This is a genomic window from Streptomyces lavendulae subsp. lavendulae (assembly GCF_002803845.1).
GTDB classification, from domain to species: domain Bacteria; phylum Actinomycetota; class Actinomycetes; order Streptomycetales; family Streptomycetaceae; genus Streptomyces; species Streptomyces lavendulae.
On sequence record NZ_CP024985.1, the window covers coordinates 4,163,595 to 4,186,562 of the forward strand.

The 22,968-nt window shown below is 70.8% G+C and carries 21 protein-coding genes and 4 tRNA genes; 12 read left to right on the top strand and 13 right to left on the bottom strand.

The features are described from left to right. Positions 1–46: 46 nt before the first annotated feature. On the bottom strand, positions 47–472 hold the full coding sequence (locus tag SLAV_RS18120; protein WP_158740452.1) for a hypothetical protein: 426 nt from the start codon (positions 470–472) through the stop codon (positions 47–49). Between the two features lie 111 nt (positions 473–583). Here SLAV_RS18120 and hrpA point away from each other — a divergent pair, with 111 nt between their 5' ends. Further along, on the top strand, positions 584–4,522 hold the full coding sequence (gene hrpA, locus SLAV_RS18125; protein ID WP_030225613.1) for an ATP-dependent RNA helicase HrpA: 3,939 nt from the start codon (positions 584–586) through the stop codon (positions 4,520–4,522). Positions 4,523–4,591: 69 nt separating this feature from the next. Beyond that, positions 4,592–4,665, top strand: a tRNA-Asp gene (locus SLAV_RS18130). 603 nt (positions 4,666–5,268) lie between these two features. On the opposite strand, the gene bldC is transcribed toward SLAV_RS18130, so the two are convergent. Beyond that, on the bottom strand, positions 5,269–5,475 hold the full coding sequence (gene bldC, locus SLAV_RS18135) for a developmental transcriptional regulator BldC (protein ID WP_003949541.1): 207 nt from the start codon (positions 5,473–5,475) through the stop codon (positions 5,269–5,271). 579 nt (positions 5,476–6,054) lie between these two features. Continuing rightward, entirely contained in the window at positions 6,055–6,888 is an 834-nt protein-coding gene (locus SLAV_RS18140) for a DUF8083 family protein (RefSeq protein WP_030225612.1), read from the bottom strand. Between the two features lie 226 nt (positions 6,889–7,114). Between SLAV_RS18140 and SLAV_RS18145 the strand changes: the two genes are divergently transcribed. After that, positions 7,115–8,224, top strand: a complete 1,110-nt coding sequence (locus SLAV_RS18145) for a Leu/Phe/Val dehydrogenase (protein ID WP_030225603.1) — start codon at positions 7,115–7,117, stop codon at positions 8,222–8,224. Between the two features lie 276 nt (positions 8,225–8,500). Continuing rightward, complete coding sequence (locus tag SLAV_RS18150) at positions 8,501–8,761, top strand: DUF3073 domain-containing protein (protein ID WP_030225602.1); 261 nt, start codon at positions 8,501–8,503, stop codon at positions 8,759–8,761. 102 nt (positions 8,762–8,863) lie between these two features. On the opposite strand, the gene purM is transcribed toward SLAV_RS18150, so the two are convergent. Together purM and purF are read right to left on the bottom strand one after the other, a co-directional pair. Further along, on the bottom strand, positions 8,864–9,934 hold the full coding sequence (gene purM, locus SLAV_RS18155; RefSeq protein WP_030225600.1) for a phosphoribosylformylglycinamidine cyclo-ligase: 1,071 nt from the start codon (positions 9,932–9,934) through the stop codon (positions 8,864–8,866). A 106-nt stretch (positions 9,935–10,040) separates the two neighbouring features. After that, positions 10,041–11,558 (bottom strand): amidophosphoribosyltransferase, encoded by a 1,518-nt coding sequence (purF, locus tag SLAV_RS18160; protein WP_030225597.1) that lies wholly within the window; start codon positions 11,556–11,558, stop codon positions 10,041–10,043. 170 nt (positions 11,559–11,728) lie between these two features. On the opposite strand from purF, the gene SLAV_RS43670 reads away from it, so the two are divergent. Together SLAV_RS43670 and SLAV_RS18170 are read left to right on the top strand one after the other, a co-directional pair. After that, positions 11,729–11,824 carry a putative leader peptide gene (locus SLAV_RS43670; protein WP_323188240.1) on the top strand — a complete coding sequence of 32 codons (96 nt, stop codon included), beginning with the start codon at positions 11,729–11,731 and terminating at the stop codon, positions 11,822–11,824. Positions 11,825–12,009: 185 nt separating this feature from the next. Then, complete coding sequence (locus SLAV_RS18170) at positions 12,010–13,434, top strand: sulfatase-like hydrolase/transferase (protein ID WP_030225594.1); 1,425 nt, start codon at positions 12,010–12,012, stop codon at positions 13,432–13,434. Positions 13,435–13,453: 19 nt separating this feature from the next. On the opposite strand, the gene SLAV_RS18175 is transcribed toward SLAV_RS18170, so the two are convergent. The 6 genes from SLAV_RS18175 to purS form a co-directional block, all read right to left on the bottom strand. Continuing rightward, positions 13,454–13,930, bottom strand: coding sequence for an META domain-containing protein (locus SLAV_RS18175; RefSeq protein WP_051840256.1), 477 nt, complete (start codon positions 13,928–13,930; stop codon positions 13,454–13,456). A gap of 48 nt (positions 13,931–13,978) precedes the next feature. Continuing rightward, on the bottom strand, positions 13,979–14,773 hold the full coding sequence (locus SLAV_RS18180; protein WP_030225590.1) for a maleylpyruvate isomerase family mycothiol-dependent enzyme: 795 nt from the start codon (positions 14,771–14,773) through the stop codon (positions 13,979–13,981). 9 nt (positions 14,774–14,782) lie between these two features. Beyond that, a complete protein-coding gene (locus SLAV_RS18185; RefSeq protein ID WP_030225588.1) occupies positions 14,783–15,328 on the bottom strand; it encodes an ArsR/SmtB family transcription factor in 546 nt (181 codons plus the stop codon). Between the two features lie 125 nt (positions 15,329–15,453). Continuing rightward, positions 15,454–17,703, bottom strand: coding sequence for a phosphoribosylformylglycinamidine synthase subunit PurL (gene purL, locus SLAV_RS18190; RefSeq protein WP_037686178.1), 2,250 nt, complete (start codon positions 17,701–17,703; stop codon positions 15,454–15,456). Next, positions 17,700–18,380: a phosphoribosylformylglycinamidine synthase subunit PurQ gene (gene purQ / locus SLAV_RS18195; protein WP_030225586.1), complete on the bottom strand. Its 681-nt coding sequence runs from the start codon at positions 18,378–18,380 to the stop codon at positions 17,700–17,702. The genes purL and purQ overlap by 4 nt, the downstream gene beginning before the upstream one ends. Before the next feature lie 2 nt (positions 18,381–18,382). Beyond that, positions 18,383–18,634, bottom strand: coding sequence for a phosphoribosylformylglycinamidine synthase subunit PurS (purS, locus tag SLAV_RS18200; RefSeq protein WP_008740952.1), 252 nt, complete (start codon positions 18,632–18,634; stop codon positions 18,383–18,385). Between the two features lie 321 nt (positions 18,635–18,955). On the opposite strand from purS, the gene SLAV_RS18205 reads away from it, so the two are divergent. From SLAV_RS18205 to SLAV_RS18215, 3 genes are all read left to right on the top strand, one after another. Further along, positions 18,956–19,273 carry a histone-like nucleoid-structuring protein Lsr2 gene (locus tag SLAV_RS18205; protein WP_030225583.1) on the top strand — a complete coding sequence of 106 codons (318 nt, stop codon included), beginning with the start codon at positions 18,956–18,958 and terminating at the stop codon, positions 19,271–19,273. 88 nt (positions 19,274–19,361) lie between these two features. Beyond that, positions 19,362–19,433: transfer RNA gene (locus tag SLAV_RS18210), tRNA-Gly, on the top strand. A gap of 80 nt (positions 19,434–19,513) precedes the next feature. After that, positions 19,514–19,586: transfer RNA gene (locus SLAV_RS18215), tRNA-Gly, on the top strand. A gap of 205 nt (positions 19,587–19,791) precedes the next feature. Here SLAV_RS18215 and SLAV_RS41545 read toward each other — a convergent pair. Further along, complete coding sequence (locus SLAV_RS41545; RefSeq protein ID WP_167456777.1) at positions 19,792–20,001, bottom strand: hypothetical protein; 210 nt, start codon at positions 19,999–20,001, stop codon at positions 19,792–19,794. On the opposite strand from SLAV_RS41545, the gene SLAV_RS18220 reads away from it, so the two are divergent. The 3 genes from SLAV_RS18220 to SLAV_RS18230 all read left to right on the top strand — a co-directional run bounded on the left by SLAV_RS18220 (position 19,910) and on the right by SLAV_RS18230 (position 21,856). Continuing rightward, positions 19,910–21,151, top strand: a complete 1,242-nt coding sequence (locus tag SLAV_RS18220) for a sensor histidine kinase (RefSeq protein ID WP_030225581.1) — start codon at positions 19,910–19,912, stop codon at positions 21,149–21,151. The two genes, SLAV_RS41545 and SLAV_RS18220, sit on opposite strands and share 92 nt — an antisense overlap. Continuing rightward, positions 21,148–21,759 (top strand): response regulator transcription factor, encoded by a 612-nt coding sequence (locus tag SLAV_RS18225; protein WP_030225579.1) that lies wholly within the window; start codon positions 21,148–21,150, stop codon positions 21,757–21,759. The genes SLAV_RS18220 and SLAV_RS18225 overlap by 4 nt, the downstream gene beginning before the upstream one ends. A 24-nt stretch (positions 21,760–21,783) precedes the next feature. After that, positions 21,784–21,856 (top strand) — tRNA-Gly (locus SLAV_RS18230). Positions 21,857–21,903: 47 nt separating this feature from the next. Here SLAV_RS18230 and SLAV_RS18235 read toward each other — a convergent pair. Then, positions 21,904–22,806 carry a phosphoribosylaminoimidazolesuccinocarboxamide synthase gene (locus SLAV_RS18235; protein ID WP_030225578.1) on the bottom strand — a complete coding sequence of 301 codons (903 nt, stop codon included), beginning with the start codon at positions 22,804–22,806 and terminating at the stop codon, positions 21,904–21,906. Positions 22,807–22,968: the final 162 nt, after the last annotated feature.

The window sequence follows — 22,968 nt, forward strand, 5'->3', positions numbered from 1 at the left end:
CTCCTGAGGGGCGGAAGGTGAGGGGGACCGGCGGTGACCGCTCCCCTTACACCCGCAGCACCGACAGCTCCACCGGGCCGGGCGGCGTCCGGTCCGGCCCGCGTACGAGGACCCGCAGGGGCGCGGTGCCGCGCGGGCGGACCTCCCCGGGCACGACCCCGCCGGCCGGCAGCTGCGCGTGCTCGCACCCGCTCCGCGGCGGCACGACGGGGACACCCCCGCGCTCCGGCCCGTCGGGCGCACAACGTGGCCCCTGCTCCTGCACCCCCGCCATGACGACCGACCCGAAGGCGGGAGCCGCCTGGGCCGGGGTGGCGTGGGCCGGGGTGGCGTGGGTCGGGGTGGCGTGGGTCGGGGTGGCGTGGGTCGAGGTGACCTGGGTCGGGGCGGCCGACGCGGTGGGGGCCACGGTGGCCAGCAGTGTCGTGAGGACGGCGGCCAGGAGGCACCACACACGACGGCGGCGGGACACAGTGGGCTGCCTCTCACTTGCGCAAACGGGGGGACTCGTCCCGAAATGGTACGGGGAGGGGCACAAATGCGTTCGCCACCCGCCGGGCCCAGGTGAGATCCTCGACCAGGTATGTCTACTTCCTTCGCCGCCCTGCAGACGCTTCTCGGTGAGATCTCCCTCCGTGACGCGCACCGCCTCGGCCGCCGCCTCGAAGGCGCCCGCCGCATCCGCAAGCCCGAGGCCAAGCAGGCCGTGCTCGACGAGATCGCCGCGGAGGCCGAGAAGGCCGCCGCGCGGCTCGCCGGCCGTGCCTCGCGGATGCCGGAGGTCACGTATCCCGAGAACCTGCCCGTCAGCCAGAAGAAGGACGAGATCGCCGAGGCGATACGCGACCACCAGGTCGTGATCGTCGCGGGCGAGACCGGCTCCGGCAAGACCACCCAGATCCCCAAGATCTGCATGGAGCTGGGGCGCGGGGTCCGGGGCATGATCGGGCACACCCAGCCCCGCCGGATCGCCGCCCGCACGGTCGCCGAGCGCATCGCGGAGGAGCTGAAGTCCGAGATCGGCCAGACGGTCGGCTGGAAGGTCCGCTTCACCGACCAGGTGGACCAGGACGCGACCTTCGTGAAGCTGATGACGGACGGCATCCTGCTCGCCGAGATCCAGACGGACCGCGAGCTGCGCGCCTACGACACGATCATCATCGACGAGGCCCACGAGCGGTCCCTGAACATCGACTTCCTGCTCGGCTACCTGGCGACGCTGCTGCCCAAGCGCCCCGACCTGAAGGTCGTCATCACCTCGGCGACCATCGACCCCGAGCGGTTCTCCCGGCACTTCGGGGACGCGCCGATCGTCGAGGTCAGCGGGCGGACGTACCCGGTGGAGGTCCGCTACCGGCCGCTCCTGGAGGAGGACTCCGAGGACGCCGACCGGGACCAGATCACCGCGATCTGCGAGGCCGTGGAGGAGCTCCAGGCGGAGGGGCCGGGCGACATCCTGGTGTTCCTCTCGGGTGAGCGCGAGATCCGGGACACGGCGGACGCGCTGGAGAAGCGCAAGCTCCGTTTCACCGAGGTGCTCCCCCTCTACGCCCGTCTCTCGCACGCCGAGCAGCACCGGGTGTTCCAGCAGCACACGGGCCGGCGGATCGTCCTGGCGACGAACGTCGCGGAGACGTCCCTGACGGTCCCCGGCATCAAGTACGTGATCGACCCGGGCACGGCCCGCATCTCGCGCTACAGCCACCGCACCAAGGTGCAGCGGCTGCCCATCGAGCGGATCTCGCAGGCCAGCGCCAACCAGCGCAAGGGCCGCTGCGGCCGTACCAGCGACGGCATCTGCATCCGGCTCTACTCCGAGGACGACTTCGACGCCCGTCCGGAGTTCACGGACGCCGAGATCCTGCGCACGAACCTGGCCTCCGTCATCCTCCAGATGACCGCGGCGGGCCTGGGCGAGATCGAGAAGTTCCCCTTCATCGACCCGCCGGACCACCGCAACATCCGCGACGGCGTGCAGCTGCTCCAGGAGCTGGGCGCGCTGGAGCAGGGCGAGAAGTCCGCCCAGGAGGGCAGGAAGGGGCAGCGGCTCACCCCGATGGGCCGCCAGCTGTCCCAGCTGCCCGTGGACCCGCGGCTGGCGCGCATGGTGGTGGAGGCGGACAAGAACAACTGCGTCCGCGAGGTCATGGTGATCGCGGCGGCGCTGTCGATCCAGGACCCGCGCGAGCGGCCCTCGGACAAGCAGACGCAGGCGGACCAGAACCACGCCCGGTTCAAGGACGAGACGAGCGACTTCCTCTCGTTCCTGAACATGTGGCGCTACGTGCGCGAGCAGCAGAAGGAGCGCGGCTCGTCCTCCTTCCGCCGGATGTGCAAGCAGGAGTACCTGAACTTCCTGCGCATCCGCGAATGGCAGGACATCTACTCGCAGTTGCGCACGGTCGCCAAGACGATGGGGATCCACGTCAACGAGGCGGACGCCCCCGAGACGAACATCCACATCTCGCTGCTGGCCGGCCTGCTGTCGCACATCGGCCTGAAGGACACCGACAAGAACGAGTACCTGGGCGCCCGCTCGGCCAAGTTCGCGATCTTCCCGGGCTCCTCGCTCTTCAAGAAGCAGCCGAAGTTCCTGATGTCGGCGGAGCTGGTCGAGACCTCGCGGCTGTGGGCGCGGGTGAACGCCAAGGTGGAGCCCGAGTGGGTGGAGCCGCTCGCGCAGCACCTGATCAAGCGCACGTACAGCGAGCCGCACTGGGAGAAGGACCAGGCGGCGGTGATGGCGTACGAGAAGGTGACCCTGTACGGGGTGCCGATCGTCGCCCAGCGGAAGATCAACTACGGCCGCATCGACCCCGAGGTCTCGCGGGAGCTGTTCATCCGCAACGCGCTGGTCGAGGGCGACTGGCGCACGCACCACAAGTTCTACGCCGACAACCGCAAGCTCCTCACCGAGGTGGAGGAGCTGGAGAACCGGGCGCGGCGCCGGGACATCGTGGTCGACGACGAGACCCTCTTCGACTTCTACGACCAGCGCATCCCGGAGCACGTGGTCTCGGGGGCGCACTTCGACTCCTGGTGGAAGCACAAGAAGCGCGAGGAGCCCGAACTCCTCGATTTCGAGCGCGAGATGCTGCTCACGGAGAAGGCGGCCGGGGTCACCAAGGCCGACTATCCGGACAGCTGGCAGCAGGGCCGGCTGAAGTTCCGGGTGACCTACCAGTTCGAGCCGGGCGCGGACGCGGACGGCGTGACCGTCCACATCCCGCTCCAGGTGCTGAACCAGGTCACGGACGAGGGCTTCGACTGGCAGATCCCGGGGCTGCGCGAGGAGGTCGTCACCGAGCTGATCCGCTCGCTGCCGAAGCCGATCCGCCGGCACTACGTACCGGCGCCGAACTTCGCGACCCGCTTCCTGGACACGGCCGTCCCGCTGCAGGAGCCGCTGCACGTGACGCTGGCGCGGGAGCTGCACCGGATGGTCGGGGTGCCGGTCTCGGCCGACGACTTCGACCTGACCCGGATCCCGGACCACCTGAAGATCACCTTCCGGATCATCGACGAGCGGCGCAAGAAGCTCGCCGAGGACAAGGACCTGGAGGCCCTGCGGCTCTCCCTGAAGCCCAAGGCCCGCCAGGCCCTGTCCAAGGCCGCGGCGGCCACCGCCGAGCGGGCGGGCGGGGAGTCGCTGGAGCGCTCCGGGCTGACCGACTGGACGATCGGCACCCTGACCCGGGTCTTCGAGACCCGGCGGGCGGGCCAGCCGGTGAAGGCGTACCCGGCGCTGGTGGACGCGGGGACGAGCGTCTGCGTACGGCTCTTCGACACCGAGGCCGAGCAGCAGCAGGCCATGTGGCTGGGCACCCGGAGGCTGATCCTCCTCAACATCCCGGTGAACCCGGCGAAGTTCGCCTCGGACAAGCTCACCAACCAGCAGAAGCTGGCCCTGTCCCGCAACCCGCACGGCTCCATCCAGGCGCTGTTCGACGACTGCGCCACGGCGGCGGCCGACAAGCTGATCGCCGACCACGGCGGTCCCGCCTGGGACGAGGCGGGCTTCCGCAAGCTCTACGACGCGGTGCGGGCCGACCTGGTGGACACGACCGTACGGACGGTCGCGCAGGTGCAGCAGGTGCTCGCCGCCTGGCAGGCCTGCGAGCGGCGGCTGAAGGCGACCAACAGCCTGGCCCTGATGGCCAACGTCGCGGACGTGAAGGCGCAGCTGGCGGCCCTGGTGCCGGCCGGCTTCGTGACCCTCGCGGGCCTGCGCCGGCTGCCGGACCTGATGCGGTACCTGGTGGCGGCCGACCGGCGGCTCCAGCAGATGCCGACGGGCGCCCAGCGCGACACCACGCGCATGGAGAAGGTCCACGAGATGCGGGACGAGTACCTGTGGCTGCTGGAGCAGCTGCCGAAGGGCCGCCCGGTGCCGGAGGCGGTCACCGAGATCCGCTGGATGATCGAGGAACTGCGGGTCAGCTACTTCGCCCACGCGCTCGGGACGGCCTACCCGATCTCCGACAAACGCATCGTGAAGGCGGTCGACGCCCTCGCTCCGTGATCGGGTTCGACCGCACCCCCTGACCTGCTGTACAGTGTCATTCGCAGCCGGGGAACCGGCCGCGAACGAGGACCTGTGGAGCAGTTGGTTAGCTCGCCACCCTGTCAAGGTGGAGGTCGCGGGTTCAAGTCCCGTCAGGTTCGCAGAAACGTCAGGGCCCGCACCCCGTAAGGGATGCGGGCCCTGACGCGTTTCCCGGCACCGGCCCCGGACGCGTGAGGTCACCCCTCCCGTCTCATGATCACCCGGCGACCCCGAACGACCCTGAGGGCCCCTCAGCGCCTCGATCGGACCCCGCACCGCTCCCTACGTCCACCTCCTGCCCGACGGGCCCTCCAGGGGGCTTCCAGCGGCTCGGGCTACACCTGTCGCCCGGGAGGGGAAAATCCCCCGTCCACACGAGGCGCTCTGCACCGGAGATCCCCTTACGGGGTGCATTGCCGGATGTACAAGAGTTATCAGCTGTGACGGGAGTCACCACACGAGTTTTTGAAACCCGCACGTTTATCGGACTCCTACGCCCGCTCGATTTAATATGTGCAATGGCACCCACTCCGCCGACACCCCAGGAGCCGCGGGCCGGCGCCCCCTCCGGGCATAAAAAAAGATCGCGCTGGACCCGGCGGAGTCCAGCGCGATCGACGGTGTGGCCTGTTGGGGCAAGCTCCACCGTATGAAGCCATGTGGGTTTCATCGGATTGGGGGACCCGATACGAACCCGGTTAAAGCAGTGGTGCTACGGGACCTCAGGCCTCGCTGCGCTGCTGCGGAATTCCCGCGAGCAGTGCGCGAACCTCGGCCTCGCGGTAACGGCGGTGTCCACCCAGGGTGCGGATGGACGTGAGCTTGCCAGCCTTGGCCCAGCGGGTGACCGTCTTCGGGTCCACGCGGAACATCGTGGCAACCTCAGCCGGGGTCAGCAGCGGCTCGGCATCAGGGGTGCGAGCGGTCATGAGCGGCCTCCTCGGGAGAACCGAACCATCTCGGTTCTTTCCTCTAAATTCTGCACCTTGGCCCACGTTGCCCGAAATGGACATACGCAGGCCGAGTCGGTTATAGGACGAACGGCTTGTCCTCGGCACTACAACTACACCATCCGTCCAGCCCCAAGGGCCAAACCGATGGAATTGCCCTCCGAGGTGTTCATCAGCGGCGGAAGCCGATGGACCGCCCCATAACGGACAGTCACCCCACTGTGACGATCAGTCACAGAGCGATCAGGAGTCTTCAGACCCCCCATAGAGTGCAATACCGAGCATTCCGCCCTTAGTTGGGCGGAAGGAACCCTCCCCGGACTCCTTGTCCTATTTTGGCACGAGGGTAGGGGAAGGGCGCAAGGGTGTAGATAGTGCGGTCCGTCACGCTTGGGCCAATGGCCCGTATCGGGACGTAGGTCCTGGAACTAAGACCCTAATGTGGTGATCAAGCCTCTGATCTGCAACTTATACCCGATCGGCCGATGCCTACCGATACGGGCGATACGCACCGCGGCCGAACGGGGGTGCGGTCACCGTCACACGATGCCTCATCCGTCAGTTCGCGAACAGTCTCTCCCGCACCTTTCGCCAGCGCAGTGCAAGTTCGCCGTACACCTGGGACGCCCCGTCGAGGTCCCCCGCCCGCAGCGCCGCGATCCCCTCCGCGAGATCCCGGGCCGACCGGTCCCCCGCCAGCGCGTCAGCGGGCAGCGCGTGCAGCAGCCCGCCGTAGTCCAGTTCGACCATCGACCGCGGGTGGAACTCCTCCAGCCAGCTGCCGACCTCCACCAGCCCCTCGGCCAGCGGCCCGTACCCCTCCGCCTGCCGCAGCGTCCGCAGCCCCCTGGCCAGCCGCCGCCGCGCCTGCACCATCGGCGTCCGGTACCGCAGCCGTTCGCCCGGCACGTACTCCCGCTCCTCGTCCGCCACCAGCACGAACCAGCGCAGCGGCACCTGCCACACCCCCGTGCGGATCCACGGGCGGGCGTCCGGGTTCCGCTCGCGCCACGCCTCGTACTCCTCGGCGGCCCGGCGGCGGGTCCCCGCCGGGAGGACCGCGTCGAGGACCGGCGGGGGGAAGGACTCCGCCAGCTCCCGCAGCGCCAGCCAGCCGCGCAGCCGCGTCCGCCAGGGGCAGACCAGCAGCGACCCGTCCAGCTCCGTCGTGAAGGCGTCCGCGCTCTCGTGCGCCGGGACCCCGACCACGGGCACCCGCACCAGATCGGAGAGCGACCGACGCAGCTCGTCCTGGGCCGTCGGGGCCGTCCCGCGCCGCGCGTAGTCCGCCCAGTGGGTCCGCTCCGGCTCCGGGAAGGCCGCCAAGGGCTCGTAGACCCGCAGGTAGGAGGCGTACGGGACGACCGGCACGGGGCGGGGGGAATCGTTCACCCTCACGTACTCCCCCCATTTCGGGCCCGGTTCACCTCCGGGGCACCGATGCCGGGCCCGCAGGTGCGTGCGCGCCCGGGCCGGGGGCGGTCACACGGGAGTGTTCCGATCCCCGGACAGGGGCCGCCCGCGCGGGCCGCAGGTCTTACTCTGCTCCCAGTGCGCCCTCCCCCACCCGCAGGGCGGGCGTCCTTTCCGCCGCATCTCTTCCATGGGAGTCACCACCGTGACCGAAATGACCGACGGCGTCCTGCACACCCTGTTCCGCAGCGAACAGGGCGGCCACGAGCAAGTCGTGCTGTGCCAGGACCGAGCGTCAGGCCTCAAGGCCGTCATCGCCATCCACTCCACCGCCCTGGGCCCCGCCCTCGGCGGCACGCGGTTCCACGCGTACGCCTCCGACGAGGAGGCCGTCCGGGACGCGCTCAACCTCTCGCGCGGCATGTCGTACAAGAACGCCCTCGCCGGTCTCGACCTCGGCGGCGGCAAGGCCGTGATCATCGGCGACCCGTCGGCGCTCAAGAGCGAGGAACTGCTGCTGGCCTACGGCCGGTTCGTGGAGTCCCTCGGCGGCCGCTACGTCACCGCCTGCGACGTCGGCACGTACGTCGCCGACATGGACGTCGTCGCCCGCGAGACCCGCTGGGCCACCGGACGCTCCCCCGAGAACGGCGGCGCCGGCGACTCCTCGGTGCTCACCGCCTTCGGCGTCTTCCAGGGCATGCGCGCCAGCGCCCAGCACCTGTGGGGCGACCCGACGCTGCGCGGCCGCAAGGTCGGCGTCGCCGGCGTCGGCAAGGTCGGCCGCCACCTGGTGGAGCACCTGCTCGCGGACGGCGCGGAGGTCGTGATCACGGACGTCCGCGAGGAGTCCGTGCGCGAGATCCTCGACAAGCACCCCGGCGGCGAGGTCACGGCGGTCGTCGACACCGAGGCGCTGATCCGCACGGAGGGCCTGGACATCTACGCCCCCTGCGCGCTCGGCGGTGCGCTGAACGACGACTCCGTCCCGGTCCTGACCGCGACCGTCGTCTGCGGTGCGGCCAACAACCAGCTCGCCCACCCGGGCGTCGAGAAGGACCTCGCCGACCGCGGGATCCTCTACGCGCCCGACTACGTGGTCAACGCGGGCGGTGTCATCCAGGTCGCCGACGAGCTGCACGGCTTCGACTTCGACCGGTGCAAGGCCAAGGCCGCGAAGATCTTCGACACCACGCTGGCCATATTCGCACGTGCGAAGGCAGACGGGATCCCGCCCGCCGCGGCGGCCGACCGGATCGCCGAGCAGCGGATGGCCGACGCGCTCGCCGCGCGCACCGCGGCCCGTACGGCCTAGGTCCGGCGGGACCCGCCGGGGTGCGGCGAGACGGAACTCACTGCACTTCGGCGGGTCGTGGGCCAGGAAAGCGTTAAAATCGCAGCTGACCAGCGAGTACGGGGTGTCTCGCTGGTTCTGCGCCGAGGCGTGTCATGCGGGCGGCGTACCGTATGGCCGCGGAAGCAGGTACCGTTAAACCCCTACGGACGGTCTCTCCACGGAGAGCCCGCTCCGAACCATGAACGCGTGTCAGACTCTGGGGCCGTCGAGCCCCGTCACCGAGGGGGTCGAGCCATGGGGCGCGGCCGGGCCAAGGCCAAGCAGACAAAGGTCGCCCGCCAGCTGAAGTACAACAGCGGCGGGACTGACCTCTCGCGTCTGGCCAATGAGCTGGGCGCATCGCCGACAGAGCCGCTGCCTATCAGCGCGCCGGTCGAAGTCGATGACGATCTGGACGACGACGACCCGTACGCCAAGTACGCGGATCTGTACAACGACGACGACGAGGACGAGGACGAAGAGTCCGGTCCGTCGGCGCACCGTCGCGGGGCTTGACGCGCAGATTCTCTGCACCAGGTGTTCTGCCTGCGGCTCCCATACTCGTAAAACACGGAAACCCGGTCCAGGGCATTGCCCCGGACCGGGTTTCCGTGCTGCTCAGACCGCGTACGAGCCGGTGAGGGTCGCGCCCTCGGCGTGGTCGCCCCGGTCGAGGATCTCGCCGGCGACCCAGGCGTCGACGCCCCGGTCCGCGAGGGTGGTCAGGGCCACGTCCACCGACTCCTGCGGGACCACGGCCATCATGCCGACGCCCATGTTCAGGGTCTTCTCCAGCTCCAGCCGCTCGACCGATCCGGCCTTGCCGACCAGGTCGAAGACGGCGCCCGGGGTCCAGGTGGAGCGGTCGACCGTGGCGTGCAGGTGGTCCGGGATGACCCGGGCCAGGTTCGCCGCGAGGCCGCCGCCGGTGATGTGCGAGTAGGCGTGGACCTCGGCCGTGCGGGTGAGCGCCAGGCAGTCCAGCGAGTAGATCTTGGTCGGCTCCAGCAGCTCCTCGCCGAGGGTCCGGCCGAGCTCCTCGACGTGCTGGTCCAGGGACATCCCGGCCCGGTCGAAGAGGACGTGGCGGACGAGCGAGTACCCGTTCGAGTGAAGGCCGGACGAAGCCATCGCGATGACGGCGTCCCCCGTACGGATGCGATCGGCGCCCAGCAGGCGGTCGTACTCGACGACACCGGTGCCCGCGCCGGCCACGTCGAAGTCGTCCGGGCCTAGCAGGCCCGGGTGCTCGGCGGTCTCGCCGCCGACCAGGGCGCAGCCGGCGAGGACGCAGCCCTCGGCGATGCCCTTCACGATGGCCGCGACACGCTCGGGGTGCACCTTGCCGACGCAGATGTAGTCCGTCATGAAGAGCGGCTCGGCGCCGCAGACGACGATGTCGTCCATGACCATCGCGACCAGGTCGTGGCCGATCGTGTCGTACACGCCCAGCTGGCGGGCGATGTCGACCTTGGTGCCCACCCCGTCGGTGGCCGAGGCCAGCAGCGGGCGCTCGTAGCGCTTGAGGGCGGAGGCGTCGAAGAGGCCGGCGAAGCCGCCGAGGCCGCCGAGGACCTCGGGGCGCTGCGTCTTCTTCACCCACTCCTTCATCAGCTCGACGGCGCGGTCGCCCGCTTCGATGTCCACGCCTGCGGCTGCGTAGCTGGCACCGGTGGTCTTCTCTGTCATGACAGGAGAGAGCTTTCGTGTCGTTACTGCGTGTGGTGCTGGGCCCTGGGAGAAGCCTCAAAGACAGGGCCCAGCGCAGGTCGAGCCGGCCAGTGGGAGGACTGGCCTACGGGCGGCGGAGCGCGTCGGCGGCGTCGGTACCGCCCGCGAGCTCGGACTCCAGGAGCTGCTTGCCCAGGAGCTGCGGGTCGGGCAGCTCCATCGGGTACTCGCCGTCGAAGCAGGCACGGCAGAGGTTGGGCTTCTGGATGGTGGTCGCCTCGACCATCGCGTCGAGCGAGATGTACGAGAGCGAGTCCGCGCCCAGCGAGGTGGCGATCTCGTCGACCGTCATGCCGTTGGCGATCAGCTCGGCCCGGGTGGCGAAGTCGATGCCGAAGAAGCACGGCCACTTCACCGGCGGCGAGGAGATCCGGATGTGGACCTCGGCCGCACCGGCCTCGCGGAGCATCTTCACGAGCGCGCGCTGGGTGTTGCCGCGGACGATCGAGTCGTCGACGACCACCAGGCGCTTGCCCCGGATGACTTCCTTGAGGGGGTTGAGCTTGAGGCGGATGCCGAGCTGGCGGATCGTCTGCGAGGGCTGGATGAAGGTCCGGCCGACGTAGGCGTTCTTGACCAGGCCGGATCCGTACGGGATCCCGCTGGCTTCGGCGTATCCGACGGCGGCGGGCGTGCCGGATTCCGGCGTCGCTATCACCAGGTCGGCGTCGACCGGGGCTTCCTTGGCGAGGCGCCGGCCCATCTCGACGCGCGAGAGGTAGACGTTGCGGCCGGCGATGTCGGTGTCCGGGCGCGCCAGGTAGACGTACTCGAAGACACAGCCCTTGGGCTTCGCTTCCGCGAAGCGCGAGGTGCGCAGGCCGTTCTCGTCGATCGCGATGAGCTCGCCCGGTTCGACCTCGCGGACGAAGCTGGCGCCGCAGATGTCGAGGGCGGCGGTCTCACTCGCGACCACCCAGCCGCGCTCCAGGCGGCCGAGGACCAGCGGGCGGATGCCCTGCGGGTCACGGGCGGTGTAGAGGGTCCCCTCGTCCATGAAGACGAGCGAGAAGGCGCCCTTGACCTGGGGGAGGACCTTGGCGGCCGACTCCTCGATGGTCAGGGGCTTGCCGTCGTCGTCGGTCTGGCCGGCGAGGAGGGCGGTGACGAGGTCGGTGTCGTTGGTGGCCGCCACCTGGGTGGCGCGGCCGTCCTGACGGGGGAGGTCGGCGACCATCTCGGCAAGCTCGGCGGTGTTCACCAGGTTGCCGTTGTGACCCAGGGCAATGGAGCCGTGGGCGGTCGCGCGGAAGGTCGGCTGGGCGTTCTCCCAGACGGAGGCTCCGGTGGTCGAGTAGCGGGCGTGACCGACCGCGATATGACCCTGGAGCGAACCGAGGGAGGTTTCGTCGAAGACCTGGGAAACGAGGCCCATGTCCTTGAAGACGAGGATCTGGGAACCGTTGCTCACAGCGATGCCCGCGGACTCTTGTCCGCGGTGCTGCAGTGCATACAGTCCGAAGTAGGTGAGCTTGGCGACCTCTTCACCCGGAGCCCAGACACCGAAGACGCCGCAAGCGTCCTGGGGGCCTTTTTCGCCGGGGAGCAGGTCGTGGTTGAGTCGTCCATCACCACGAGGCACGCTCCCGAGTGTAGGCGAGATCGACCACTGGTCCGAATTGGGGACGCCCGGGAAAAGTCACAGTGCGGACAGTCCGGTTACCCGTGCGGAGGGTGATCGATCAGGGGTGTCTCGGCATCCGGAATGCCCTGGTTGACAGGGACCTGTGCGTTCGTACAGGCTTCCGGCTCATGCAGCCCCTCGGTGACCGAGCCGTCACCCTCGTCGAGCGCCGGCACGTGGACCTGGTCCGTGTCGCGAGCGCCATCTGTCGTCGCTGCGCGTAGTTCCCACGCGCGCTGACGCGCGCCGTCCGCCGGCTTCCGGCGTTTCCCGTCGCCACACCCGGTGTTGCGCCGTTCCGCACTGACTTCCGCTCTTCCCTTCCCCCGCCCGTCCGGGCCGCTCCGCCGTGCCGCGCGCCGTCCCGCGCCGCCTCGGAGGGGCCTACGGGCCATGCCCTGGAGCCCTTGTGTCTTCATACGAATCCCACCTGTCCCGGCGTGCCTTCGGCGGTGCCGTCGGCGTGGGTGCCGCCGCCGCCGCGGTGGGGCTGGGCGCGAGCCCCGCCGCCGCTGCCGAGAACCCCTCCGCGGGGCCCGAGGAGCGGGAGTTCCGGGCGGCCCGGGAGCGGCGTTCCCGGCGCCCGAACATCCTGTTCATCCTGGGCGACGACCTGGGCTGGGCCGACCTGTCCTCGTACGGCTCCCCGCACATCAAGACCCCGAACCTGGACCGGCTGGCCCGTCAGGGCGTGCGGTTCACCGACGCCTACTCGGGCTCCGCGACCTGCTCGCCGACCCGCTTCAGCCTGTACACGGGCCGGTATCCGGCGCGCACCAAGGGCGGGCTGGCCGAGCCGATCGCCGACAGGTCGGCGGGGCTGGAGCCGTCCCACCCGACGCTGGCCTCGCTGCTGAAGGAGGCGGGGTACTCCACCGCCCTGATCGGCAAGTGGCACGCGGGCTACCTGCCGGACTACAGCCCGACCAGGTCGGGCTGGGAGGAGTTCTTCGGGAACTTCGGCGGGGCCCTGGAGTACTACTCCAAGCTCGGTCTGGGCGGCGAGTACGACCTCTACGAGGGGGACGCCGAGTACAAGGACCTGCGCTACTACACGAAGATCATCACGGAGCGGGCGAGCGAGTACGTCTCCCGCGACCATCACGGCAAGCCGTGGCTGCTGAACCTGAACTTCACCACCCCGCACTGGCCGTGGATCGCCGAGGGGGACACGGCGGAGAGCGCCGAGATCGTCCGCCGGATCAAGGCGGGTGACGGGCGGGCGCTGTGGCACCAGGACGGCGGCTCGGTCGAGAAGTACAAGCAGATGGTCGAGGACCTGGACCGGTCGGTCGGCGAGGTGCTGAAGGCGCTGAAGCGCTCCGGGCAGGAGGACGACACGATCGTGGTGTTCTCCAGCGACAACGGCGGCGAGCGCTTCTCGTACAACTGGCCGCTGTCAGGCAACAAGGCCTCGCTCCAGGAGGGCGGGATCCGGGTGCCCAACATCCTGCGCTGGCCCGCCCGGGTGGACGGGGGCCAGGTCAGCCGGGTGCCGGTGTTCAGCCCCGACTGGACGGCCACGCTGCTGGAGCTGGCCGGGACCCGGCCGCACCGGGCGTACCCGCTGGACGGGGTGAGCCTGGCCGGATACCTGCTGCGGGGGGAGCGGATCGCCGAGCGGAACCTGTTCTGGCGGGTGCGCGGGGAGCGGGCGCTGCGCCGCGGGGACTGGAAGTACTACCGGGGCAAGTCGGGCCGCGACCAGCTGTTCAACCTGGCCGGGGACGTCCGCGAGCAGGCCGACAAGGCGGCGGTGGAGCCGGCCCGGCTGGCGGAGCTGCGGGCGGCCTGGGAGAAGACGGACGCGGGACTGCTGCCGTACCCGGCGTGACCTCGTCGGTCGTCGGTCGTCATTCGGCGGCGGAGCCCGCCTCGGCGGTGAGGTTCCGGCCGTCGGGGGCGGTCAGGGTGAGGGTCCGGTCGTGGACGCGCCAGGTCAGGGGGCCCGCGGCGAACAGTGCGGTCAGGACCCGTTCCTGCTCTCCCGCCGGGCCCTCGCAGGCCATCCGGGTGGTGGCCGGCGGACCGATGGTGAGGGTGGTGCCCGTGACGGTGACCGGGGCGCTGAAACGGTTGCAGCCGAGGGTGCCGCTCACCTGCCCGTCGGGGGCGAGCGAGAACCTGGCCTCCCGGCCGGCGGGGGCGGCGGTGCCGTCCACGGCGCCGACCGTCCAGGTGGTCGCGGTGAGCGGGGCGTCCACGGCGGGCGGCCGGGTGGCGGCGCCGTCCGGGGTGAGGGCGGCGTCGGGGGCGCCGCCCTGGCAGCCGGCGAGGGCGAGCGCGGCGAACAGGACGGGCCCGGGGGCGAGGTTCCTGAGGGTACGCATGCTCCTGGGACGGGGCGCGGGCCCGGCCGGTTCCCCGCCCTCGCCCGTTCAGCCCATCAGGGGCAGCAGCCCGGCCAGGTCGGCGCGCTCGCCGCTGGCCCTGACCGTGGCGGCGTCGAGTTCCCGCGCCCAGGCGGTGCGGCCCGTGGCCAGGCGGAGCCAGGTCAGCGGGTCGGTCTCCACCACGTTGGGCGGGGTGCCGCGGGTGTGGCGGGGGCCCTCGACGCACTGGACGACCGCGAAGGGCGGGATCCGCACCTCCACCGAGCCGCCGGGCGCCTTCACCGCGAGGGCGTCGGCGAGCAGCCGGGTGCAGGCGGCGAGGGCCTGCCGCTCGACGGGGACCTCCAGGCCCGGCACGGCCCGGTTGAGGTCGTCGGTGTGGACGACCAGCTCCACGGTGCGGGTGACGAGGAAGTCGGCGAGGGTCATGTCCCCGATCCACAGGTCGAGAACCCGGCTGCCGGCGTTGCGCTCCAGGGCCTCGGCCATCCGCGCGGCCGCCCGGTCGTAGAGCTCGGGCAGCGGGGCGCCCGTGAGGGTCTCGCGGGCGGCCTCGCTGATCTTCCCGGCGAGGGAGGCGGTGGCGAAGGGCCACTCGACGGCGCTCAGCTCGGGGACGGCGGCGGGCGGCCGGGCCAGGCCGCCGGCCAGGGAGTCCGCGATCCAGGCGATGTGGGCGGCGAGTTCGGCGACGCTCCACTCCCCGAGCCCGCTGGGCCGCGCGAGCTGCTCGGGGGTCAGGGTCCGTACCGCCGCGGCGACGTGGCCGAACTGGGCGGTGACGGCCGCGCGGACCTTCGCCTGGTCGTAGGTGCGCGGCTTCTTCTTGGCGGGCGGCATGGGGCGACCCTACTCGCGGGCGGCCCCGGGCGGGGTCGCGGCCGACAGCAGGACGAGGAGGGGGACCACCCGCGCGCCGGGAACCTCGTGGCGGCCCCGGCCGGTCGTGTGCAGCCAGCCGGCGGCGGTCAGCTGGCGCAGGTGGTGGTAGACCTGGCCGCTGGTGCCGACCCCGTCGAGGGCGGTCAGTTCGGCGGCGGTGCGGCGTCCGGCCAGGATCTCGCGCAGCAGGCGCAGCCGTACGGGGTTGCCGAGGGCGGCGAGGGAGTCGGCGGTGCGGCTGCCGTCGGTCCCGCCGTCGGGTACGTCGGGTCCGTCGGCGAGGAGTGCGGTGGTGGGGGCGGCCTGCTGCCATTCGTAGCGCTCGCCGGTGGGGAGGGTGACCGCGCCGGTGAACAGGACGCCGCCGGTGTCGGCGCCGAGGGCCGGGAGCCGTTCCTTCCAGCCTTCCAGGGCCCAGAAGTCCCCTTCGGGGGGCTCCGGGCGCGGGGGCGGGTCCGCTTCGAGTGCGTCCAGCCGGCGTTCCAGCTCGGCGACACGTGCTTCCAGGTCCATACCCTGAAGTTACGTCATTACGTAAGTCCGTACAAAATCGGGCGTCCACCGGTCCGGACAACGGACGAGCCCCCGGCCGGAGGAATCCGGACCGGGGGCTCGTACGCGTACGGGCGGGGCGGGGATCAGGCCAGCAGGGCCGGGATCGTCGCCTCGTGGGCCTCGCGGAGCTCGGCCAGCGGGAGGCTGAACTCGCCCTGGACCTCGATCTCCTCGCCGTCCACCACACCGATGCGGGTCGCGGGCAGACCGCGCGCCCCGCACATGTCGGTGAAGCGGAGCTCCTCGCTGCGCGGGACGGACACGATGGCGCGGCCCGCGGACTCGGAGAAGAGGAAGGTGAAGGCGTCCAGGCCCTCGGGCACCACGACGCGGGCGCCGTTGCCGCCGCGCAGGCAGGATTCGGTCAGCGCCTGGATGACACCGCCGTCCGACAGGTCGTGCGCGGCGTCGATCATGCCGTCGCGCGAGGCCGAGATCAGGATCTCGCCCAGCAGCTTCTCGCGGCCCAGGTCCACCTTGGGCGGCAGGCCGCCGAGGTGGTCGTGGACGACCTGCGACCAGGCGGAGCCGCCGAACTCCTCGGCGGTGTCGCCGAGCAGGTACAGCAGCTGGCCGGTCTCCTTGAACGCCATCGGCGTCCGGCGGTTGACGTCGTCGATCACGCCGAGGACCGCCACGACCGGGGTCGGGTGGATCGCCACCTCGCCGGTCTGGTTGTAGAGCGAGACGTTGCCGCCGGTCACCGGGGTGCCCAGCTCCAGGCAGGCGTCCGCGAGACCGCGGCAGGCCTCGGCGAACTGCCACATGACGTCCGGGTCCTCGGGGGAACCGAAGTTCAGGCAGTCGGAGATCGCGAGCGGCTTGGCGCCGGTCGCGGCCACGTTGCGGTACGACTCCGCCAGCGCCAGCTGCGCACCCGCGTACGGGTCGAGCTTGGCGTAGCGGCCGTTGCCGTCGGTGGACATGGCCACGCCGAGGTTGGACTCCTCGTCGATGCGGACCATGCCGGCGTCCTCGGGCTGCGAGAGCACCGTGTTGCCCTGCACGAAGCGGTCGTACTGGTCGGTGACCCAGGACTTCGAGGCCTGGTTCGGGGACGAGACCAGCGCCAGGACCTGCGCGCGCAGCTCCTCGGAGGTCTGCGGCCGCGGCAGCTTGCCGGCGTCGTCCGCCTGGAGGGCGTCCTGCCAGGAGGGGCGCGCGTACGGGCGGTGGTAGACGGGGCCCTCGTGGGCGACGGTGCCCGGGGGCACGTCCACGATCTGCTCGCCGTGCCAGAAGATCTCCAGGCGCTCGCCCTCGGTCACCTCACCGATGACGGTGGCGATGACGTCCCACTTCTCGCAGATCTCCATGAAGCGGTCGACGTGCTGCGGCTCGACGATCGCGCACATGCGCTCCTGCGACTCGCTCATGAGGATTTCCTCGGGCGAGAGGGTCGCGTCGCGCAGCGGGACGGTGTCCAGCTCGACGCGCATGCCGCCGCTGCCGGCGGAGGCCAGCTCGGACGTGGCGCAGGAGAGCCCGGCGCCGCCGAGGTCCTGGATGCCCGCGACCAGCTTCTCCTTGAAGATCTCCAGGGTGCACTCGATGAGGAGCTTCTCCTGGAAGGGGTCGCCGACCTGCACCGCGGGGCGCTTGGTGGGCTTGGTGTCGTCGAAGGTCTCGGACGCGAGGACCGAGACGCCGCCGATGCCGTCGCCGCCCGTGCGGGCACCGTAGAGGATGACCTTGTTGCCGGGGCCGGAGGCCTTGGCGAGGTGGATGTCCTCGTGCTTCATCACGCCGATGCAGCCGGCGTTGACCAGCGGGTTGCCCTGGTAGCAGGCGTCGAAAACGACCTCGCCGCCGATGTTGGGCAGGCCCAGGCAGTTGCCGTAGCCGCCGATGCCCGCGACGACGCCCGGCAGGACGCGCTTGGTGTCGGGGTGGTCGGCCGCGCCGAAGCGCAGCGGGTCGACGACGGCGACCGGGCGGGCGCCCATGGCGAGGATGTCGCGGACGATGCCGCCGATGCCGGTGGCCGCGCCCTGGTAGGGCTCGATGTAGCTCGGGTGGTTGTGCGACTCGACCTTGAAGGTGACCGCGTACCCCTGGCCGACGTCGACGACGCCGGCGTTCTCGCCGATGCCGACGAGCATGGCGTCGTTCTGCGGGACCTTCTCGCCGAACTGCTTCAGGTGGACCTTGCTGCTCTTGTACGAGCAGTGCTCGGACCACATGACGGAGTACATGGCGAGCTCGGCGCCGGTGGGCCGGCGGCCGAGGATCTCGCGGATCCGGGCGTACTCGTCCTCCTTGAGGCCGAGTTCCTTCCAGGGCTGGGAGGCGTCCGGGGTCTCGGAGGCGTTCTTGACGGTGTCGAGGCTCATGCGCTGACCAGCTTCTTCAGGACCGACGTGAAGAACGGGAGGCCGTCGGTGCGGCCCGTCCCGATCAGCGGCTCGACCGCGTGCTCGGGGTGCGGCATCAGGCCGACGACGTTGCCCGCGGCGTTGGTGATGCCGGCGATGTCGCGCAGCGAGCCGTTCGGGTTCACGTCGAGGTACCGGAAGGCCACTCGGCCTTCGGCCTCCAGTTCGTCGAGCGTGCGCTCGTCGGCGGTGTAGCGGCCGTCCATGTTCTTGAGCGGCACGGAGATCTCCTGGCCGGCGGTGTAGTCGCCGGTCCACGCGGTCTCCGCGTTCTCCACCCGCAGCTTCTGGTCGCGGCAGATGAAGTGCAGGTGGTTGTTGCGGAGCATCGCCCCCGGCAGCAGGTGCGCCTCGGTGAGGACCTGGAAGCCGTTGCAGATGCCGAGGACGGGCATGCCGCCCTTGGCCTGCTCGATGATGGTCTCCATCACCGGCGAGAACCGGGAGATGGCTCCGGCGCGCAGGTAGTCCCCGTAGGAGAAGCCGCCCGCGAGGACGACCGCGTCGACCTGGTGGAGGTCCTTGTCGCGGTGCCAGAGCGAGACAGGCTCGGCCCCCGCGAGGCGGACGGCGCGCAGCGAGTCACGGTCGTCGAGCGTTCCGGGGAACGTGACGACACCGATGCGAGTGGTCACCGTCAGGCCTCGACCTTCACGGTGAAGTCTTCGATGACGGTGTTGGCGAGGAAGGTTTCGGCCATCTTGTGGATGCGGTCGAGGGCGGCCTGGTCGACCGGTCCCTCCACTTCCAGCTCGAAGCGCTTCCCCTGGCGGACGTCGGCGATCCCCTCGAAGCCCAGGCGCGGCAGTGCACGCTGCACCGCCTGGCCCTGGGGGTCGAGGATCTCCGGCTTGAGCATGACGTCGACTACGACGCGTGCCACTGGCACTCCCGATGAGGTGGTTGGTGCAAGGCGGTTCCCTCAGCGTACCCGGCCAAAATTTCTACGCGGGTAGATATCGGGCGGCCGCAACCGGCCCGCCGTTTCGGCTTCACCAACGCTTCGCAAAATCCACCGGAAAACCACGCGCACGGCATTGCGGCGGGACACGCGGGGAGAATTAACTGGGCTTCGCAATTGAATGAGAATCGCGGTACAAAGGAATCAGCCGGGATTCCGACGGTTTGATGCATTCCACCGAAACATCCACACAGGCGACATCACCGCACGTCACGCGCGCGGGGACGGCGCACGAAGGGACCGATATCCGTGGCGCAGCGCGTAGTAGTCACGATCTCCGACGACATCGACGGCGGAGAAGCGGCGGAAACGGTCGTGTTCTCCCTGGACGGTAAGACCTACGAGATCGACCTCAATGTGGCCAACGCAAAGAAACTGCGGAAGGGCCTGGCCCCCTTCGTGGCCGCGGGCCGCCGGCAGTCCCGTTCCGGCAAGGCGTTCAAGCACACGTCCGTCGCCCCCGACCCGGCGGTCGTCCGGGCCTGGGCCCGGTCCAACGGCCACGACGTGCCGCCCCGCGGGCGCATCCCGAAGCGGGTCTACGCGGCCTACAACGAAGCCCACTGACCCCGGATTTGCCATCCACCCCCTCCGATCGGCTAGTGTGTGGATCACGCCGAGGGGCGAGGCCGAAAGGCCGGAGCCCCGAAGTCGTGCGGGTGTAGTTCAGTAGCAGAACACCCCCCTTCCAGGGGGGAGGCGCAGTGTGCAATCCCTGTCACCCGCTCTGCAGCGCTTTACCGTCCACGGTTGTGGATCAGGTAGAGTGATGCACGCAGAGCACGGCACTTGTGCCGTGGGAAGCATGCGGACGTAGCTCAGTTGGTAGAGCACCACCTTGCCAAGGTGGATGTCGCGCGTTCGAGTCGCGTCGTCCGCTCAGAGAACAAAGGCCCCGATCTCCGATCGGGGCCTTTGTCGTTCTCCGACGCGATCACCCCCCTCTCCCCTTTTGTGGCACACCTCACTTTCCGGTGACAAATGTCATCGCGGGCCGTGACGGCACGCACTGCCGGACCCGCCGGACCGCACCGAGGCTGGGTCCATGAGCGACACAGCGAAGCCGGGGCGGTGGTGTCGAACGGTCACCTCGGGGCGCCGGCCGCCGTCACACTGGTCTGGATCATGGTCGCGGTGACGGCCGTGCGGCGGCGGTCCGCCGGGTACCGCGCCGCCAGTACGAGGGATCCGGGGGAACGGGCCGTGTCGAAGCTGACCGGGTGGTGGAAGCGCCGCAGCAGTGCGGGGAAGGTCGAGCTGTACACGCGCTGGTCCTTCCACTTCTTCATAGCCATGGAGATCGTGGGGTTCGGGCTGCCCGGGCTGGCCCCGGCGGCCGACGGCGGCCCGCTCGCGGTCTCCTTCGCCCTCCTCCTGGTGGTGAGCGTCCACTCCCTCGTGATCGGGTGCCTGACCTCCAGGGCGCTGGACTGGATCGTGGGCAGCCGGGAACGGCCCGTACGGCTCGTGGCGGCGGTGGTCGTCGTGACGGCCGTCGCCTGCCTGGCCCTCCTCGTCCTGCGCCGGACCGGGCACCTCGACGAGTCGGTGTCCATCACGCTGGTGGGCGGGCTGGCCGGCTTCGGCTGTGGCGCGGTGGTGCTCGCCCTGGAGAAGGTCCGGCACATGCGGTACGTCCCGCTGGCCGCGGCGGGGGCCGCGGGCGCGGCGGCGTACGCCCTCGGGATCGGCGCGGGCGAGTCCCTCGGGTACCTGATCGGGGTGCTGCTGACCGGCATGTTCCTGGCCATCGCCTACGGGTTCTCCGGGTGGCTGCTGACCACCGTCCACGAGCTGGACCGGACCCGCGAGCTCCAGGCGCAGCTCGCGGTGGCCGAGGAGCGGCTGCGGTTCGGCCGGGACCTGCACGACGTGATGGGCCGCAACCTCGCGGTGATCGCGCTCAAGAGCGAGCTGGCGGTGCAGCTGGCCCGGCGCGAACGGCCGGAGGCGGTCGACCAGATGATCGAGGTGCAGCGGATCGCGCGGGAGTCGCAGCGGGAGGTGCGCGACGTGGTGCGGGGGTACCGGGAGGCGGACCTCGCGGTGGAACTGGAGGGCGCGCGCGGGGTGCTGAGCGCCGCCGGAATGGACTGCCGGGTCGAGTTCGAGGCGGCCGGGCGGACGCTGTCGGCCGAGGTGCAGTCGGCACTGGGCTGGGTGGTCCGGGAGGCGACCACGAACGTACTGCGGCACGGGGACGCCCGGAACTGCCTGATCCGGGTGACGGCCGGGGGGCCTTCCGGCGCGGTGACCCTGCTGGTGGAGAACGACGGGGCGCCCGACGCCCCGGCCGGCCCGCCCGGATCGGGGCTCGCGGGACTGCGGGAGCGGCTCGCGGCGGTGGACGGGACCTTGCTGGCGGGACCGGTCGAGGGCGGCCGGTTCCGGCTGCGGGCCGAGGTTCCGGGAGACGGACCGAGACGAGTGGAGGTGCGGGCGTGACTCCCGTACGGGTACTTCTGGCCGATGACGAGCACCTGATCCGGGGTGCGCTGGCCGCGCTGCTGGGCCTGGAGGACGACCTGGTGGTCGTCGCCGAGGCCGCCTCGGGGCCGGAGGCCCTGGCGATGGCGCGGGCGCACCGGCCCGACGTGGCGGTGCTCGACCTGGAGATGCCGGGGGCCGACGGTGTGAGTGTCGCCACAGCGATCCGGGCCGAACTGCCCGACTGCAGGACCATGATCGTGACCAGTCACGGCCGTCCCGGGCACCTGAAGCGGGCGCTGGCGGCGGGCGTGCGGGCCTTCGCCCCGAAGACGGTCTCGGCGCAGCGGCTGGCCGAGCTGATCCGCACCGTGCACGGCGGAGGCCGGTACGTGGACCCGGAGTTGGCGGCCGACGCGATCAGCGCGGGGGACTCCCCGCTGACGGCCAGGGAGGCCGAGGTCCTGGAACTCGCGGCGGACGGGGCGCCGATCGCGGAGATCGCGGAGCGGGCCTCGCTGTCCCCGGGGACGGTGCGCAACTACCTGTCGTCGGCGGCCACGAAACTCGGCGCCGAGAACCGTCACACCGCAGTGCGTCTCGCACGCGAGCGAGGTTGGGTATAGTTGTCCTCGCGCCAAGGCGCACAGGCGGACATAGCTCAGTTGGTAGAGCACCACCTTGCCAAGGTGGATGTCGCGCGTTCGAGTCGCGTTGTCCGCTCAGCTGAAGGCCCCGATCGGTTCTCCGATCGGGGCCTTCTTCGTGTCTCAGCTCCAGGTCTGGCCGGTGAGGCGCTCGTAGGCCTCGACGTACTTGGCCCGGGTCCGCTCGACGACCTCCTGCGGGAGGACGGGCGGCGGCAGTTCGCCCTTGGAGTCCCAGCCGGAGGCCGGGGAGGCCAGCCAGTCACGGACGTACTGCTTGTCGAACGAGGGCTGGGCGTGGCCCGGCTCCCACTGGTCGGCGGGCCAGAAGCGGGAGGAGTCCGGGGTGAGGACCTCGTCCGCGGCGACCAGGGTGCCGTCCTTGTCGAAGCCGAACTCGAACTTGGTGTCCGCCAGGATGATCCCGCGCTCGCGCGCGATGTCCCGGGCGCGCCCGTACACGGCGAGGGTGGCCTGGCGCAGCAGCGCGGCCGTCTCGGCGCCGGTGGTGCGGGCGACCTCCTCGTAGGAGACGTTCTCGTCGTGGTCGCCGACCTCGGCCTTGGCGGCCGGGGTGAAGATCGGGGCGGGCAGCTCGGAGCCGTCCACGAGGCCCTCGGGGAGGGCGAGTCCGCAGACCGTACGGGACTGCTTGTACTCGGCGAGGCCGGAGCCGGTGAGGTAGCCGCGGGCCACGCACTCGACGGGGACCATGTCGAGGTTCTGGCAGACCAGGGCGCGGCCGGCCCAGTCGGCGGGGGCGCCGGCGGGCAGTTCGGTGCTGATGACGTGGTTCGGGACCAGGTCGGCGAGCTGGTCGAACCACCAGAGGGAGAGCTGCGTCAGGATGCGGCCCTTGTCCGGGATCGCGGTGGGCAGCACCCAGTCCGCGGCGGAGATGCGGTCGCTGGCGACCATGACGAGGCGGCCGTCCTCGTCGCGGTAGAGGTCACGGACCTTGCCGGTGTGGAGGTGGACGAGGCCGGGCACCTGCACCGGCTCGGGCTTTTCGACGAATCCGGGCACGGAGTCTCCCTGTGGTTCTGTACGAGCGCAGGGCCATTCTCCCGCACGGGGGCCCGTGCCCGGGTCGGGGGGTCGGCCGCCCGGGTCGGCGGGGGCGCCCGTCCGGGTCGGCGGGGGCGCCCGTCCGGGTCGGCGGGGGCGCCCGTCCGGGTGGTCGGGGGC

Bases quoted from the DNA above. Each gene is read 5' to 3' on its own strand.
- SLAV_RS18185 (WP_030225588.1), bottom strand. From the start codon at position 15,328: ATGGACCTGGAAGCACGTGTCGCCGAGCTGGAACGCCGGCTGGACGCA.
- hrpA (WP_030225613.1), top strand. From the start codon at position 584: ATGTCTACTTCCTTCGCCGCCCTGCAGACGCTTCTCGGTGAGATCTCC.
- SLAV_RS43670 (WP_323188240.1), top strand. From the start codon at position 11,729: ATGCAGCCCCTCGGTGACCGAGCCGTCACCCTCGTCGAGCGCCGGCAC.
- SLAV_RS18180 (WP_030225590.1), bottom strand. From the start codon at position 14,773: ATGCCGCCCGCCAAGAAGAAGCCGCGCACCTACGACCAGGCGAAGGTC.
- purL (WP_037686178.1), bottom strand. From the start codon at position 17,703: ATGAGCCTCGACACCGTCAAGAACGCCTCCGAGACCCCGGACGCCTCC.
- SLAV_RS18150 (WP_030225602.1), top strand. From the start codon at position 8,501: ATGGGGCGCGGCCGGGCCAAGGCCAAGCAGACAAAGGTCGCCCGCCAG.
- SLAV_RS41545 (WP_167456777.1), bottom strand. From the start codon at position 20,001: ATGGCTATGAAGAAGTGGAAGGACCAGCGCGTGTACAGCTCGACCTTC.
- purM (WP_030225600.1), bottom strand. From the start codon at position 9,934: ATGACAGAGAAGACCACCGGTGCCAGCTACGCAGCCGCAGGCGTGGAC.
- SLAV_RS18175 (WP_051840256.1), bottom strand. From the start codon at position 13,930: ATGCGTACCCTCAGGAACCTCGCCCCCGGGCCCGTCCTGTTCGCCGCG.
- bldC (WP_003949541.1), bottom strand. From the start codon at position 5,475: ATGACCGCTCGCACCCCTGATGCCGAGCCGCTGCTGACCCCGGCTGAG.